12 protein-coding genes are annotated in these 16467 nt (G+C 43.7%); 7 read left to right on the plus strand and 5 right to left on the minus strand.

Annotated features, from left to right (window positions below; genetic code table 11):
- Nucleotides 1-2: 2 nt before the first annotated feature.
- From porK (ACUNWA_RS06425) to porK (ACUNWA_RS06445), 5 genes are all read left to right on the plus strand, one after another.
- Nucleotides 3-1340: a type IX secretion system lipoprotein PorK/GldK gene (gene porK, locus ACUNWA_RS06425; protein WP_445591065.1), complete on the plus strand. Its 1338-nt coding sequence runs from the start codon at nt 3-5 to the stop codon at nt 1338-1340.
- A gap of 21 nt (nt 1341-1361) precedes the next feature.
- The gene (gene porL, locus ACUNWA_RS06430; RefSeq protein ID WP_445591066.1) at nt 1362-2333 is read left to right on the plus strand and encodes a type IX secretion system motor protein PorL/GldL; all 972 of its coding nucleotides are present in this window, start codon (nt 1362-1364) and stop codon (nt 2331-2333) included.
- Nucleotides 2334-2355: 22 nt separating this feature from the next.
- A complete protein-coding gene (gene porM / locus ACUNWA_RS06435) occupies nt 2356-3960 on the plus strand; it encodes a type IX secretion system motor protein PorM/GldM (RefSeq protein WP_445591067.1) in 1605 nt (534 codons plus the stop codon).
- A gap of 2 nt (nt 3961-3962) precedes the next feature.
- Nucleotides 3963-4817, plus strand: coding sequence for a type IX secretion system ring protein PorN/GldN (gene porN, locus ACUNWA_RS06440; RefSeq protein WP_445591068.1), 855 nt, complete (start codon nt 3963-3965; stop codon nt 4815-4817).
- Nucleotides 4818-4942: 125 nt separating this feature from the next.
- Complete coding sequence (gene porK / locus ACUNWA_RS06445; protein WP_445591069.1) at nt 4943-6289, plus strand: type IX secretion system lipoprotein PorK/GldK; 1347 nt, start codon at nt 4943-4945, stop codon at nt 6287-6289.
- Between the two features lie 168 nt (nt 6290-6457).
- Here porK (ACUNWA_RS06445) and ACUNWA_RS06450 read toward each other — a convergent pair whose 3' ends face one another.
- Nucleotides 6458-7546 carry a mannose-1-phosphate guanylyltransferase gene (locus ACUNWA_RS06450; RefSeq protein WP_445591070.1) on the minus strand — a complete coding sequence of 363 codons (1089 nt, stop codon included), beginning with the start codon at nt 7544-7546 and terminating at the stop codon, nt 6458-6460.
- Nucleotides 7547-7847: 301 nt separating this feature from the next.
- Here ACUNWA_RS06450 and ACUNWA_RS06455 point away from each other — a divergent pair, with 301 nt between their 5' ends.
- Nucleotides 7848-8585, plus strand: coding sequence for an MlaE family ABC transporter permease (locus ACUNWA_RS06455; protein ID WP_445591071.1), 738 nt, complete (start codon nt 7848-7850; stop codon nt 8583-8585).
- Entirely contained in the window at nt 8585-9352 is a 768-nt protein-coding gene (locus ACUNWA_RS06460) for an ABC transporter ATP-binding protein (protein WP_445591072.1), read from the plus strand. The genes ACUNWA_RS06455 and ACUNWA_RS06460 overlap by 1 nt, the downstream gene beginning before the upstream one ends.
- Here the strand turns inward: ACUNWA_RS06460 and porX are convergent.
- The 4 genes from porX to ACUNWA_RS06480 all read right to left on the minus strand — a co-directional run bounded on the left by porX (nt 9349) and on the right by ACUNWA_RS06480 (nt 16465).
- Entirely contained in the window at nt 9349-10905 is a 1557-nt protein-coding gene (gene porX, locus ACUNWA_RS06465; protein WP_445591073.1) for a T9SS response regulator signal transducer PorX, read from the minus strand. The genes ACUNWA_RS06460 and porX overlap by 4 nt on opposite strands.
- Nucleotides 10906-10990: 85 nt before the next feature.
- Nucleotides 10991-14677, minus strand: coding sequence for a type IX secretion system periplasmic lipoprotein PorW/SprE (gene porW / locus ACUNWA_RS06470; RefSeq protein WP_445591074.1), 3687 nt, complete (start codon nt 14675-14677; stop codon nt 10991-10993).
- A gap of 327 nt (nt 14678-15004) precedes the next feature.
- Complete coding sequence (locus ACUNWA_RS06475; RefSeq protein WP_445591075.1) at nt 15005-16120, minus strand: Mrp/NBP35 family ATP-binding protein; 1116 nt, start codon at nt 16118-16120, stop codon at nt 15005-15007.
- A gap of 12 nt (nt 16121-16132) precedes the next feature.
- Nucleotides 16133-16465 (minus strand): MGMT family protein, encoded by a 333-nt coding sequence (locus tag ACUNWA_RS06480; protein WP_445591076.1) that lies wholly within the window; start codon nt 16463-16465, stop codon nt 16133-16135.
- Between the last annotated feature and the right edge of the window lie 2 nt (nt 16466-16467).

Here is a 16467-nt window from a genome sequence, read left to right on the forward strand (position 1 = left end):
TTATGAAAGACATTTTTTCAATAGGTTTAATTATCGCAACAGCCTTGATCCTGTCCAGTTGCGGCAAATCCAGCAATGGAGAACTAACCGGTGTTCAAGGAAGGGGCAAGTGGTTTGAACCCGCGCCATACGGAATGACCTTTGTGCATCGAGGGAGCGTCAACATTGGCCCCAATGATCAAGACCCAACCTGGTCATCAACTCCAACCAAAACGGTATCTGTCGATGCTTTTTGGATGGATGACACGGAAATTACCAATAATGAATATCGCCAGTTTGTCAACTGGGTTCGCGACTCCATCGCCCGCACGCTCGTTGGCGAACAGTATCCCGAATTCATGATTAGTGAAGACCGAGACGGTACTCCTCTCGATCCTCCCCGCATCAACTGGGATGAACGATTGGAGTGGGATAACCCCGACTTCATGGATGCATTGGAGCCTATTTATATTCCAAGCAATGAACGCTTTTTCGGGAAAAAAGAAGTCGATTCCAGAAAACTTTTCTACACTTACTATTGGATTGACTACCAACAAGCAGCCAAAGGCGCCAACCGTTACAATTACGAGACGGAAAGCTACGAAGGTACGGTGATTGACGCCAACGGGGAAGAACGTCCCATTGAGAACCGATCTTCCTTCATTTTCAGTGAAACCGCAAATGTTTATCCGGATACCTTGGTTTGGATCAGAGATTATACCTATGCTTACAACGAGCCCTGGACAACCAAGTACTTCTGGCACCCCGGCTTTGATGATTATCCCGTTGTTGGGGTTACCTGGCAACAAGCCAAAGCCTTTTGCCACTGGAGAACCAAATTGCACAATGACTACCTGACAAGTCACGGAGAGCCGGAGATACAAGACTACCGATTGCCCACTGAAGTCGAGTGGGAGTATGCTGCTCGTGGCGATAAAGATATTTCCATGTACCCTTGGGGAGGCTATTACACCCGCGATGACAAGGGAAAATTCCTGGCTAACTTTAAGCCCCTTCGTGGCAACTATGTTGAAGATGACGGCTTGGTGACCTTAAAAGTTGGGAACTACGACCCGAACCTGTTTGGACTTTATGACATGGCTGGTAACGTGGCTGAGTGGACCATCTCGGCCTACGATGAATCGGCTTACATGTACGTCAATGATTTCAACCCAAACTTTGAGTACAATGCTCGCCCCAGTGATGCGCCCGTTATGAAACGTAAAGTTATCCGCGGAGGCTCCTGGAAAGATATTTCAACATTTTTACAAGTTTCAACGCGGAGTTTTGAATATCAAGACACTGCTAAATCATATATAGGATTTCGTTGTGTAAGATCCTCTTTTGGGAATGAATTCTAGTCAAACCTTAATTCTGAAAAAATGAACATCGGAGAAGTAATACAAAGTAAACGTTGGAAAACATTTTCTGGCTATGTATATAACCTGGGAGCCTCAATCGTATTGTTAGGAGCATTGTTTAAACTTCAGCACTGGCCCTACTCTGGTTTATTATTGATTGTTGGTCTGTGTACCGAGGCCTTCATCTTTGTAATCTCAGCCTTCGAGCCCCCCATGGAAATGCCTGAATGGTCAAAAGTCTATCCTCAATTGAAAGAGGATTTCATATTGGATGATGATCAGTATACCGAGGAATCAAAAAATGGATTTGGTGACTTATTCCAAAAAGCCGACATTTCTCCGGAGCTACTTAATAAAGTTACGAAAGGATTAACCGACTTAAGCAATACCGCTTCAAGCATAAGCGATATCAGCACAGCGACGCTGGCTACGGATATGTATGTCAAAAATATGACGTCGGCTTCGGAATCCATGAACACGCTTTCGGAGATTAACAACCAAGCCAATCACCAAATTAATGATTCCGTAAGCCAACTGGTTAACTCCTACTCATCAACGGCTAGAAATCTATCTGAAAATGGAGATCAACTGCTTAACAAGCTGGCAACTTCAGGCGAAGAATTCACCAACCAACTAACACAGGCTAGCAACAAATTAGCTAGTTCGTATCAAAAGGTGGCCGGCTCGTTTGATTCAGGGATTGAAGAACTCAGTAAAAGTTCAGCAAGCTATGGTGAAAATCTTAACAAGCTGAATAAAAATCTGGAATCACTAAATTCATCCTACGAGAGTCAACTCAAAGAAACAAACCAGCAACTCCAATCTTCTCAGAATTTCTTCCAAGAAATGGCACAGATGAACCAAATGATTGCCCAATCGACCGAAGAAATTAAGAAATATAAAACGAACGCTGAAGAACTGAATAAACACCTGGAAGCCTTAAATTCGATTTATGGCAATATGCTGGGAGCCATGAATTACAAGAATAAATAAAAACCGATAAGCTCACTAGCATATGGGAACCAAGAATTGTCCGGAAACTCCAAGGCAGAAAATGATCAACATGATGTATCTGGTGCTACTCGCTATGATGGCACTAAACGTTGCATCAGAGGTTTTAGATGCCTTTCGTGTGGTCGATTCGAGTTTAATGCAAACACTCAAAAGTGTTGACTCGAAGAATGATCAGCTTTATGCATCCTTTGATCAAGCCTATCAAGAAAACCCCACCAAAGTAAAAGAGTGGAAAGATAAAGCAGACCGGGTTGAATCGCTCACCAATGCTTTAACTGTTAAGATTACAGACTTAAAAGAAGAGATGATCCTTCGAGCCGGTGGCTCAAAAAAAGAGCCGGACGCAAGCCTAAACCGAAAATCATGGATGATCAACTCCAAGGGTGACACCATTGTAATCAAGAAGGATGATGAGCTGAATGTTCCGTCCGAGGTTATGCTTCGAATGAAAAAAGGCGAGGACCTGAAAGGCGACATTGTCGAATTAAAAGAAGCTTTCCTTTCTTTTCTGGAAGAAGACTCACCAATCCGAAAAACAATTGCACAGGAGTTGGACACCTCTGACCCCAAAATAAGACTAAAAGATGGGGGTGAAAAGAAAACATGGGAAGTGGAACTCTTTGATAGTAAACCGATCATTGCGGTTATTGCCCTACTGTCTAAAATTCAGATTGACATTCAGAATGCTGAATCAAACATTTTAACGTATCTGTACAGCCAGATCGACGCCAGCTCATTCAAATTCAACAAATTAGGAGCTCGTGTTTTTGCTAAGTCATCCTACATACTTGAAGGCGATGTTTACAAAGCGGAAGTGTTTTTAGCAGCTGAAGATACCACACAACAACCCATAATCCTGATCAATGATGAACCGCTGGAGGTTGTTGATGGTAAAGGAATCTACGAAGTTCCCGCAACAACTCCTGGAACATTTAAGTGGGGTGGCGTCATTAAATATCGTACCCCGGAAGGTGCATACAACTCCTACCCTTTTGAAGAAGAGTATATTGTTAGCAAACCTTCTGTGACGATTTCACCCACAAAAATGAATGTCTTCTATATGGGAGTTCCCAACCCGGTAAGTATTTCGGTTCCTGGCATTCCTTCCGAGGACTTGATCGTAAGTGTTACCAACGGTCGAATTACGAAAGACGGAAAAGATTACTTGGTTTATCCAACCGCTGAAGATATTAATGGCCGCAAAACAAAAGTTTCGGTCAATGCCGACTTCGAAGGCCAGAAACGTTTTATGGGCTCGATGGACTTCAGAGTAAAAAAAGTACCTGACCCAGTAGCAACCATTGCCGGACAAGCCAGTGGCGTGCTGCGTAAAGAGGATCTTTTGGCTGAAGATGGAATCTTTGCCGCTCTAATTGATTTCGATTTTGATCTGAAATTCACGGTAACCCAGTTTGACATTACCTTTACAGGTGCCGGTGGTTATAGCAACACCTGGTCATCAACTTCAAACCGGTTTACAAACGATCAACGAACACAGTTTAATGCCCTGGCACCAGGAAGCATTATTTATATTGATAACATTTTGGCACACGGAGATGATGGTAGCGATAGACAGTTATCGCCAATTAGTTTTAAAATAAGATAGACATGAAAAAGTTTTTCATAGCCATAGGAATTGCTTGCTGTGCCGTTGGTTTTTCAACGCACAACACACAGGCGCAGATTATAGATGGTGCCTTCAAACGCACGAATATTGAGAACCGAAAACCCATGGCTCTTGCCCCTATTAGAGAAGCCGATGTGATGTGGTCGAAGAAGATATGGCGCGTTATTGATTTAAGAGAAAAAATGAATCAGGTACTCTACTTTCCAACAACAAACATGGACGGCCGGACCAACCTGATTAACCTGCTTCTGGAAGGTATCGAAAACGCTCAGCTAACAGCATACGATGCGCGTACCGATGACGAATTTAAAGTTCCCATGACCTTTCCTCAAGTTAAAGAGGCTTTCGGTGCAGTAACACGCACAAGACAGGTTCGTAACCTGGAGACAGGTGAAATGGAAGATCGTATTATTGTTGGCGAGATTCGTCCAGAAGAGGTAAAACAATTTATGATCAAAGAAGAGTGGTTTTTCGATAAACAAACCTCAACAATGAACGTTCGGATTATTGGAATCTGTCCAATCCAGGAATACTACCGCGATGAAGATATCAACCAGCAAAACGTACAACGCCGTCAGGTATTTTGGATCTACTATCCCGAATCCCGTGACTTATTAGCCACACATTCGGTTATTAACCCGAGCAATACGGCTCAAGGCATGTCCTTCGATGATCTGCTGATTAAGCGAAAATTTAACAGTTATATTGTCAAAGAGTCGAATGTCTACAACAACCGGGCAATTAGCCAATACTTGAGTGGGCGCGATGCCATGCTGGAGTCGCAAAAAATTGAAGCGGAAATTTTCGATTACGAACAGGACCTATGGGAATATTAACGAAATAACGATACACGAACGAATGCCTTATGAGATTGTCTCATGAGGCTTTTTTCAATTCATGCAGCACAATATTAATTTTTTAAGCAGCGTTTGTTCTAGGCATATCCTATTGGTAACAACGAATGAACAAAACCTCCATCATATACGGCTCTCTCGCCCTGCTTCTTTTAGCTTCGTGCAAAAAGAACGAGAAGCTGAATTACCTTTATCCCGAAGATACCAAGCCCTTTTTCGAGCCTGCTCCCTTCGGGATGACCTACATTGAGCGTGGAAGCTACGTTATGGGTGCTGAAGATGATGAGCTGCAAAACTTCAATACAACTACCAAGCGCGTTTCAGTTGAAGCCTTTTGGATGGATGACACCGAAATTACCAACAATGAATACCGCCAGTTTGTATATTGGGTACGCGACTCGCTAGCTCGAACACTGCTAGCCGAAACCTTTCCCGAATTCATGATGACAGAGGACCGACGGGGTAATCTCTTCGAAAATCCTTACCTTAACTGGCACATCCCTATTGAATGGAGAAACCCGGATTTTCAAATCGCGCTGGAAGAATTATACATTCCGGAAGAAGAACGTGCCTATTTCACAAAATCCATTGACCCCAGAAAGTTCGTATACAGCTATGAGTGGATCGATTTCCAACAGGCTGCCAAACGAAAAAACCGCTACAACTTCGACACGCAGGCCTACGAAGGAACAGTAATTAATGCTGATGGAGACGAAGTCCCAATTGAAAACCGAGCCTCATTCATCTTTAAAGAAAGCGTTCCTATTTATCCCGATACTCTTTGCTGGATTCGTGACTATACCTACGCTTACAACGAACCGCTAACCAAAAAATATTTTTCTCATGTTGGATTCGACGATTACCCTGTTGTTGGCGTAAGCTGGCACCAGGCTAAGGCTTTTTGCCATTGGCGTACCGAACAGATGAACAAGTATCAGACCTTGATGTCAGCTCCGGAAGTTCACTCTTATCGGTTGCCTACAGAAGCTGAATGGGAATACGCAGCCCGGGGCGGCCATGAGCGGACCTTATACAGCTGGGGAAGCTACTATACCCGAAACCTGCCAGGCTGCTTCAAAGCTAATTTTAAGCCACGCAGAGGAAACTATGTTGCCGACAGCGAATCGAGCACAACAACCATGCAAGTAGGCAGTTTTGATCCCAATGATTATCGCCTTTACGACATGGCTGGTAACGTAGCCGAATGGACCTGCTCAGCCTTTAACGAGGCCGCTTATGAAAACATCAGTGACTTCAACCCATCCTTTGAGTTCAACTCTTCCCCCGGCGATGCTCCGGTTATGAAACGTAAAGTCATCCGTGGAGGATCGTGGAAAGACGTCGCCTACTACATCCGCAACTCTACCCGAAGCTTCGAATATGAAGATACAACCAAATCTTACGTTGGCTTCCGTTGTGTTCGCACTTCATTTAAAGATGAGTTCAGGCAATAAAAAAAAGCTTCTCCACTAGGCGAAAAAGCTTTTCATAATTCAATGACATGGATCTCTATGTTAAAATACAGCCCATAGTTCTATTCATTTTTGAAAAGAATACGATCGAAAATTACTGAAAAAGCTGAGAAAAGTTTGATCTCAATCGCCTTCAAGAATTAAATTGTCTTAAACAAATTCAGCTCCTTTAACCATCTGCACATCACTCACAAAGTGGCGTATCTGCTGTTCGTCTTCCTTCTTACAAATCAGTAAGGTATTATCCGACTCAACCACGATATATCCCTCCAATCCTTGCAAAACAGCAACCTTATCCTCGGGCAAATTTACAATACAGTCTTTGGTCTCGTAGGTAAACACATGCCCTCCCTTTATGGAGTTATTAAACTCATCTTTGGAGCTATTCTCGTATAAAGATCCCCAGGTTCCCAGGTCGCTCCATCCAAAATCAGCACAAAGCACATGCACATTTTCCGCTTTTTCCATAATTCCGTAGTCCAAAGAAATATTTTGGCATTCAGAATATGTTTTGTTGATGAAATGTACTTCATCATCAGTACCATAAAGCTTTTCGCCCTTTTTAAACAAGCTTGAAACACTATCAAGGTATTGATCGAAGGCGGCTAAAATACTTTTCAATGACCAAATGAAAATACCGGAGTTCCAGAAAAACTCACCACTGGACACAAAGATTTTGGCCATTTCTAAGTTAGGCTTCTCGGTAAAGGTTTTCACCTGACACAGGTTATCAAAATCTTTATATTCTGACTTGCTATCAACCTGGATGTAACCATAGCCCGTTTCCGGTCGACTGGGCTTAATCCCTAAAGTCACCAGCACATCGTTATCCTTGGCAAAATCAATCCCCTTCTCTATTTCATCAATAAATTCTTCCTCCTTCAGAATTAAATGATCGGAAGGAGCCACAATAATATTCGCTTCAGGGTTAATACTCTTGATTTTATAACTGGCATAAGCCACGCATGGAGCCGTGTTCCGGCGTAAAGGTTCAAGCAAAACCTGATCGTCAGTCAATTCAGGTAGTTGTTGCAACACCAGATCTTTATAATCAACACTTGTCACCACGTAGAAATTCTCGGTGGGGCAAATTTTTTTGAAGCGATCATATGTCATCTGGATAAACGTGCGGCCAGTACCTAGAATATCTAAGAACTGTTTGGGCATTGAGCTTTTACTCATCGGCCAAAAGCGGCTCCCAATTCCGCCAGCCATTACTATACAAAAGTTATTGTTCATCAATCTAATTTTTGAAGTCCTCTATCAAATATACCTATTTTAGCCCGAAACTAACTAGTTATTTCCGGTATTCATGCCTTGAATGGCTTATTCACTCAATACTTCAACGGACAAAATGATGCTTTCATATGTTCAACCTAAATAAGATAGAAATAAGAGCAATTGACGAGGCAATTCAATATCATGAGTTTAGTACACCATGTACTTTTAATCATTCACAATTTTTCGATCACCAGGATAAACTTTTTAACACCCCTCATTTGGTTGACTATTATTTGTAACTTTATGCTAAAGTATTGCTATGAATTTTTTTTTCCATGTAGGTCGTTATTTCTCCTTGCTTACCCGTGCTTTTTCCCGTCCGGAAAAGCATCGCATTTATCTGCGTAAACTCTTGGTGGAGATTGAGCAATTAGGCTTAAATTCTATTGGCATTGTGGTAATAATCTCCCTTTTCATGGGCGGTATTATCACCCTTCAAGTGGCCTACAACATGTCGAATCCGTTATTCCCCAGCTACCTGATTGGCTTGGGAAATCGGGACACCTTGATCTTAGAATTTTCATCCACCATTCTGGGCTTGATTATGGCCGGGAAAATTGGCTCCAATATCACCTCTGAAATTGGCAGCATGCGGGTGACCGAACAAATTGATTCACTGGAAATAATGGGCATCAACTCGGCCAGCTTTCTGATCATGCCAAAAACAGTGGCCGTAGTCTTTATTTTCCCTTTCTTATTTGTGTTGAGCGTCTTCTTTGGCTTGATTGGAGGCTTGATTGTCGGTCCTGCCGTTGGGGCGGTTACAGCCCCCGATTACATCAACGGAATACAATATTTGTTTACACCCTACTATGTAACCTTTTCGATGATTAAAACCCTCTTTTTTGGGTTTCTGGTGGCTACTGTGCCTGCCTATTTTGGCTACTACGTTGAAGGAGGAGCTTTTGAAGTGGGAGCAGCCAGTACCCGCGCCGTGGTAAACACCAACATCTTGATTCTGGTGTTTGACTTGATTTTAACGCAACTCTTATTCTAATGATTATAATTAAAAACATCAGCAAATCATTTGAGGACAACCTGGTATTGAACGATGTATCAACTGTTTTCGAACCCGGCAAAACCAATTTGATTATTGGGCGAAGCGGAAGTGGGAAAACGGTTTTACTGAAGTCAATCGTTGGCTTGCACGACGTTGATAAAGGACAGATTTTCTATGACGAGCGCAACTTCACCGAAATGAACCATAAATTGCGAAAAAAGCTGCGCCAGGAAATGGGCATGGTTTTTCAGGGGGGCGCCCTGTTCGATTCCTTCTCGGTTGAAGAAAATGTCCGCTTTCCGCTAGACATGTTCACCAATCAATCGTTGAAAGAGAAACAAAAGCGTGTTGACTTTTGCCTGGATCGGGTGAACATCGAGAAAGCACACAAGCTCTATCCGGCTGAAATATCAGGTGGAATGCAAAAACGGGTGGCCATTGCCCGTGCCATCGCCATGAACCCGAAATACCTGTTTTGCGATGAACCCAATTCGGGGCTGGATCCCGAAACCTCGCTGGTCATTGATGAGTTGGTTCATGAACTGACGATTGATTTTAACATGACAACGGTGATCAACACCCACGACATGAATTCGGTGATGGAAATTGGTGACAAGATCTTGTTCATCAGCGAAGGCTTAAAAACCTGGGAAGGAACCAAAGAAGAAATTCTTGAGGCCGACAACAAAAAATTGCAGGAGTTCGTTTTCGCCAACAAGACCTATCGCCAGATTCGCGACGTCAAAATTGAAAAAAACAGTTAAGATCTCGGCGTCAGGCTAATAACTGGAATAATCATTTCTTCCAGCGAAATTCCCCCATGTTGATAGGTGTCCCGGTAATACTGAACGTAATGATTGTAATTATTCGGGTAAGCGAGAAAATCATCATTCATCGCAAAAATAAAGCGTGAACTCACGTTACGCCCGGGCAAGTAGGCCTTCTCCGGATTCGTAATTTCAAACACGTGCTTGGGATTGTAGTTCAGATTACGCCCCAGTTTATACCGCAAGTTGGTATTGGTTTCCCGATCACCAATCACTTTCAGGGGATTATCGACCCGAATAGTCCCATGATCAGTCGTCAAAATCACCTTCACCTTATTTTCGGCTAATGATTTCAGCAATTCAAAAAGCGATGAGTGATTAAACCAACTAAGTGTTAACGAACGGTATGCTTTTTCATCGCTGGCCAGCTCCTTCATCATGTCCATCTCGGTACGGGCATGCGACATGACATCGACAAAATTAAACACCATAACAGACAAATCATTCTGCATAATATTGCCCAAACTATCACTCAGCTTCTTGCCCGACCGCCAATTGGTAATCTTCTCAAAATTGAGCTTTTCACTACGCCCATAACGTTTCAACTGGGTCTGCATCAGTTCATGTTCATGAATATTTTTGTTCCCTTCGTTGTCATCTTCCTCCCAGTAATCAGGGTATAGCCGGGCAATTTCTGAAGGCATCAATCCGGCAAAAATAGCGTTGCGGGCATACATGGTCGCAGTAGGCAAAATGCTGCAATAAAGATCTTCTTCTTCGGTCAGGAAATACGGATTAATGGCCGAATTCAAGACCCTAAACTGATCGTAACGTAAATTGTCGATGACCAAAACAAGCACTTTGTGCCCCTTATCCAGGTGTGGAAACACCTTGTACTTAAAAATATCGGGCGAAAGCAGCGGACGCTCATCGGCCCCTTGTTCAAACCAACTGAGGTAATTGGTTTTAATGTATCGGCTAAAAGCTTTGTTAGCTTCTGCCTTTTGCATTTTCAGCACTTCATCCATCGTTCCATCTTGCGATGCACTAAGCTCCAACTCCCAGAACACTAGCTTACGATATACGTCGGTCCACTCTTTCCAGTCCAATCGTTCATTAAGCCGCATGCCAATTTTAGCAAATTCACTTTGATAGGCCGAAGTGGTTTTCCGGGTTACCAGTTCTTCCTGCCCCACATTCTTTTTGATGGACAGCAAAATTTGCTTGGGATTAACCGGCTTGATTAAATAGTCGGCCATCTTTGAGCCAATAGCCTGATCCATAATATCTTCCTCCTCACTCTTGGTAATCATCACCACAGGGACATTCGGATTAACTTCCTTAATTTTATCCAGTGTTTCCAGTCCCGTCAGTCCCGGCATATTTTCATCCAGAAAAATAATATCAAAATGATTTTCGTGAACCAGCTCAATAGCATCTGCGCCATTATTAGCCGTAGTTACATCATAGCCTTTTTCTTGCAAAAAGAGGATGTGGGCACGCAGTAAGTCAATTTCATCATCGGTCCAAAGTATACGTATGGTCTTCATGTTTTCTATTTTTCGAATTAAAGCTAACACCTATACAAACAAAATTAGACCCGATGTAGTATGCCCTTAACAAAGTTTAACGCCACTAGCGGGTTAAATAGTAAGCTTTGTAGAATTCAAGGTACGGCGCCATAGCTTTCTGGCTCATCAGCGTGTCGTAGTTTTCGGGTGTAATCACAAAATTGCGATAGCTAACAGTACTCAGCGGCTGATAAACCTGCTGATTCTGGACCAGGCTTCGCAGGTAGTTCATGCCCGATTCCTTGTCATTAATTCCAGAAACCTTCAGCACCAAATTATCCGAGTCAAAGTCGGCAGCCTCAACAAGCAAGTTCATGGTAGAGAAATTTTGTTGATTATGATTTGCTATTGCCTCCTGAATCTGAGCTTGATCTACGCCTGTTTTAGGAATCATTAAAATGAAAAGCTGCTTCCCTTCCACTGTGGTATTAAACGGTCCCTCATAGGCTGGTTTTTCGGGCTGAACAGGCGTTGGCGCAACCACCGAAGTCTCGGGCTTGCTTACGGCATTCGGACTAGTTCCTTGTGCTGAGCCTGGTTTAAATGCCCCACTAATATAATAGTCGCGGAAAAACTCAACATAATCAGCAATCGTGCTTTCCTTCTTCATCTTGGCCAAGTTCGAATCGGTAATGATGAAGTTACGGTAGGCCCGCATTTCCAAACTTTCATAAAGCGAGCGGTTGGCCACCACCTTGCTGAAATAATTCATCGCCTCCTGAGCATTATCCAACGATTTAACCACCATCAGTTGGTAGTCACCAAACTTCTGTTGCTCAACAGTCAGGTTCAGAGCTGCAGCCTGCAACCGGTTGTAACGATTAAAACCAGGTTCCAACGCACGCAAATCAAAGCTTGGATCATTCACCGCAATAACAAAATAATGTGACGCTTCATTCTGTCGGTCAAAAAGACCCTTTGTTTCGTCCGCTTTCACCACAACAAAGGAACCTCGCTCTTCCAAGCGTTCTTCGTCTGCTCTTAGCCGGGCCAATAATTCTTCGGGATCTTCCAACGAGTCGGCCGGGAAATCATTAGTCACAAAGCGGCTGTAGTTCTTTACAAAATATTTTAGGTATTCCAGGTAATTTTTATCCGACTTAATTTCGCGGTAATTGTAGGATGAAGCCACAAAATTCACATATTGAATATCGCCCAGCGACTGGAACACCTCACGCTCGCGAATGATCGACCGGAAGTAGATCAAACTTTGCTCCTTATCCGGCAAGGCCCGGACAACAACCAGCGTCGTCTCATTATTCAGATTCTCCGTTTCCATGTCGAAATCCATCCGGGTATAATGATCGATATTGTAGTTGGCAATGTCAAACTTCAATCGGTTTAAATCAACATCGGCCGAGCGTGGAAAGGCAATCACGAAATAATGAAGCAGTTCATCATCATAGGAGAATTTACCGCCAAACTCATCCTGATCAGCCTGGTTTTCCGGCAGCAACTCATCGTTTTCAATCTGATCGTTCAGATATCCAATTTCCACCAACTTTTGATAATCGGCCAGCGTGCTGTCTTCAATCAGTTTGAGTACCTGCTTTGCCAAAGCAACTGTTCCACTTGCCGGGTAAGTTTGAATATGCTGGTTCAGCATTTTGCCAAACTGAGTCCAATCGGTTTGCACACCTTCGGCAATGGTTTCCATAAACGAAATTTTCGGCAGCAACAAAGTATCCGGATCCAGTCGTTTAATCTGCTCAACATAGTCCTCTGCTGCGCTATAATTTCCTTGCTGGTAATTGTAGAAAGCCTGCTGATAAAGGTTATTCACACTGTCCTGGCGGGCTTCCAGTTCAATAAAGAAATTCGGATTTACCAAGTACTTAGCGTATTTGCTATCCGGATAATTGGCAACAATCAGGTTTTTATAATAGTTCGATCGCTCCTCATTTCCAACTGTTTCGTATAGATTCCACAACTCAAAATAGCTAGTGAGCTGATAAGAACTCGAGCCATACCTCCGTAACAATTCTTCAAACTCCTGAATGGCTCGTTCATAGTTGTCAAAGTCCTGTTTAAAAATCCGTCCGGCATTGAATAAACCATCGCGGATCTTCTGATGTGATTCGGCCAGCGCTTCATCAGTCAGCGGAACGTCCTGCAGGTAATAAGCCCGCTCCATCGGATCATCTATCCGTAAGTCGCTGCTATCAACCGCAGCCTGAGCATCCATCTGTTCCATCTCAAATTCCGATGCTGAATTCTTATTACTGCGCCGCCAGTCATCTTCCAATTTCCTTTCGCCCCAAATCTGTTGGAATTCCACTCTTCCATAAGCCACAGTGGTCGGGTTATAGAAGTACCAGCCACTACCCTGCTGCTGTCGGTTCAGTCCCATTCGCGATTGATTCATGCGAAAAAAGTTGCGATCGGCCATCTCTTCGCTGGCCAATTGCCGCTGCCGCTGCTCTTCTTCGCGAGCCGCATTGATCCATTGAGACACTTTGGCGTTTCGTGCAGCCTCACTCATTGCAGCAAGTCGTTGCAAACTGTCTTCCCGGACAACGGCATACAAGTTATCCGTCAGACGCGTTAAGCTGTTGTAACGATCAACAATCTGCTCATATTTGGGATAGGTCTCATCAATCACCACCATCGCGCTATCGTAGTAACTTTGCGCATCCTGGTAGTTCTTTTCCTCAAAGTAAATATCGGCCAGCGTAAGACAGGATAAGGCACGCTGAAACACGTTGACACTGCTGGCTGCAGCCGATCGAATATAGTTATCGACAGCGACGGGCTGGTTGCCTTCGGTCATAAAAATAGATCCCAAGGCATAATAAATCTGATCCCGAAATTCGTAATTCTTCGAGTCGCGCAACATTTTGCGCAATTCCTTTTTCAGCTTATCCACATCACCTTCGCCGGTAAACGAGCCGGCAGCATTAATCCGTGCATTAAAGGCCATTTCATAGGGCGGGTTCATTTTAGCCACTTCACGAAACGTTTCCGTCGCTAACTCATGCTGCCCCGATTCCTGATAAAGCTGTGCCAGAATATATTTTAACCGAACCTTATTTTTACGCCAAAAGGTTTTATCGATGGCTACCTTAAGCTGAGGAATAGCGTCCTGAAACGCATTTTGACGAATGTGAAAGTCGGCAACAGCCAAGGCAAACTCTTCATCATATTTTTTGGGGAAATCAACGCTGGCATCCACGTTCTGAATCAGCTCAAGAGCCTCGTTATAGCGTTCCAACTCGGTATACGACCGAATAAGCCAGATATAAGCTTCAAACTTAGTATCTTCCTCGCTAAATTTTCGAACCACATACGATAAGTTCTCAATGGCAGCCATGTAATTCTTCATGTAGAAATAGGCTTTCCCCATGAGGATGTAACTATCGTCAACCCAATTATTATATTCTTCCTTGCTCGCCATTCGAATATAAGCCCGACTCCTGTTTTTGCGTCGCTTGGGCTTTTTGGTAATGGAATGCACCTTAATTAATTTCGATGCTTTCATGATCGCGTATTCCATATCTGACTGAGCGATCCGTCCAGTCCCAGGATCACTGGACTTAAAAACAGGCAGCAGCCGGGTAAAGTCGTCTTCAACCGACCGGTTAATTCGCTCAACACCTGCATTCAAACTCTCTCTTCCATTAAAATAGACATTGTAATGCGCGGTAACATTATGGTAGGTTCGCGACAGTCGGGTATTCTTTTCGGTCGAACAACCACCGACAATAATCAGCACTAAGGCAACAAACAAGCTATGTAGAAAAGATCTGCTCAAACGAGTATATTTTAGCACTGTAGGATAAACTTATTTATTCGAATAATATTGCTATTCTCACGCTGAAAAAGAGACCCGAAGAAGTCCAAATGATTCCTTCGTCTACTCCTCATCCCAGAGTAGTGCAGTCGGCTTCTTCTCTTTCAAGCCAGAAAGTCTACAATATTACAAAAAACGAGCTAATTTATTGGGACTTGAAGCTAAAATATCAATGTTAAACAAGCAAGTAAAAAGGCCAAAAGTGGAAGGAAAAATGATCTGACCGAAATAAAAATCTCCGCCCTTATCATCGAAAGAGCGGAGATTATCTTTTTTAACGCCAAACTGCTATTTCCGGCTTACCTTAACCTTTTTAGTCGGATCCTGTTGTGCATTCCTGGCTTCCACCTGCTTTATCGTATTAGAAGCCAATTCAAGAAAGGCTTTGCCCATGGGCGATTGTTCATCGCTGGCTGCGGGAATACCGGAGTCACCTCCTTCACGAATCCCTTGTACCAACGGAACCTGTCCCAACAAGGGAATATCCAGTTTCTCTGCCAGGTTTTTGGCACCATCTTTCCCAAAAATGTAGTATTTATTATCGGGAAGCTCCTCCGGTGTAAACCAAGCCATATTCTCTACCAGCCCTAAAACCGGCACATCAACATTTTTACCGCGGAACATGCTGACTCCTTTAATAACATCAGCCAGGGCCACATCCTGCGGAGTAGACACAATAATGGCACCGGTTACGGGAACCGTTTGCACCAAGGTCAGGTGAATATCGCTGGTGCCCGGGGGCAAATCGATCAGCAAGTAGTCTAACTCGCCCCAATTGCCATCGGTAATCAATTGTTTCAGGGCATTACTAGCCATCGGACCACGCCAAACCAAGGCGTCATCGCCAGAAACAAAAAAGCCAATGGACAGAATTTTCACGCCATGCTGAACAACCGGCTCAATCATTTCGCGTCCGTCAACCTTGATGCCTGCCGGCCGGATTTGCTCCGCACCAAACATCTTCGGGATTGAAGGACCAAAAATATCAGCATCGATCACCCCAACCGAAGCGCCTGTTTTCGCCAGCGCTACCGCCAGGTTTACCGCAACAGTTGATTTTCCAACTCCTCCTTTACCGGAAGACACAGCAACAATATTCTTCACCCCTGGTAAAATTGGTCGCTCCATCTGATGAATGGCTTTGGCTGTGATGTTTCCTTTTATTTCAATATCGGCTCCCAGCTCACGCTGAATGGCCGCTTCGCACTGCTGAATAACTGCATCCATGTTGGGATCATCAGAACGCTGGAATACCAACGAGAAAGTGACTTTCTTTCCGGCAATGCGTATTTCCTGAGCCATGTCCAGTTCAATAATATTCTCTTTCCCTCCAGGAAATTGCACCGAACGCAAGGCGTCGGTTACATCTTTGGGGACTATAAATTTACGTGGTATATCAGCCATTGTATCTTATTTTTAATGAATTCCTAATTCTTTCGCCGGATCCCAGAACAGCTCGTCAAAGTTGACAATCTGATTATCTTCCACACGAACCCCCTCGCTCTCCAGCAATTCCTCCATCACATGAGATCCTTGAAAATGATGTTTGCCTGTCAGTAATCCTTTCGAATTCACAACCCGATGTGCGGGAACACGAACTTCACTAGCCCGGCAATTGTTCATGGCCCAACCCACCATCCGCGCCGACCGCGCAGCGCCCAGGTAACGGGCAATTGCGCCGTAACTTGTCACCCGCCCAAGCGGAATTTGACAGGCTGTCGCCCATACCTTTTCAAAAAAATTATCCATGC

The organism is Sunxiuqinia sp. sy24 (assembly GCF_052677165.1).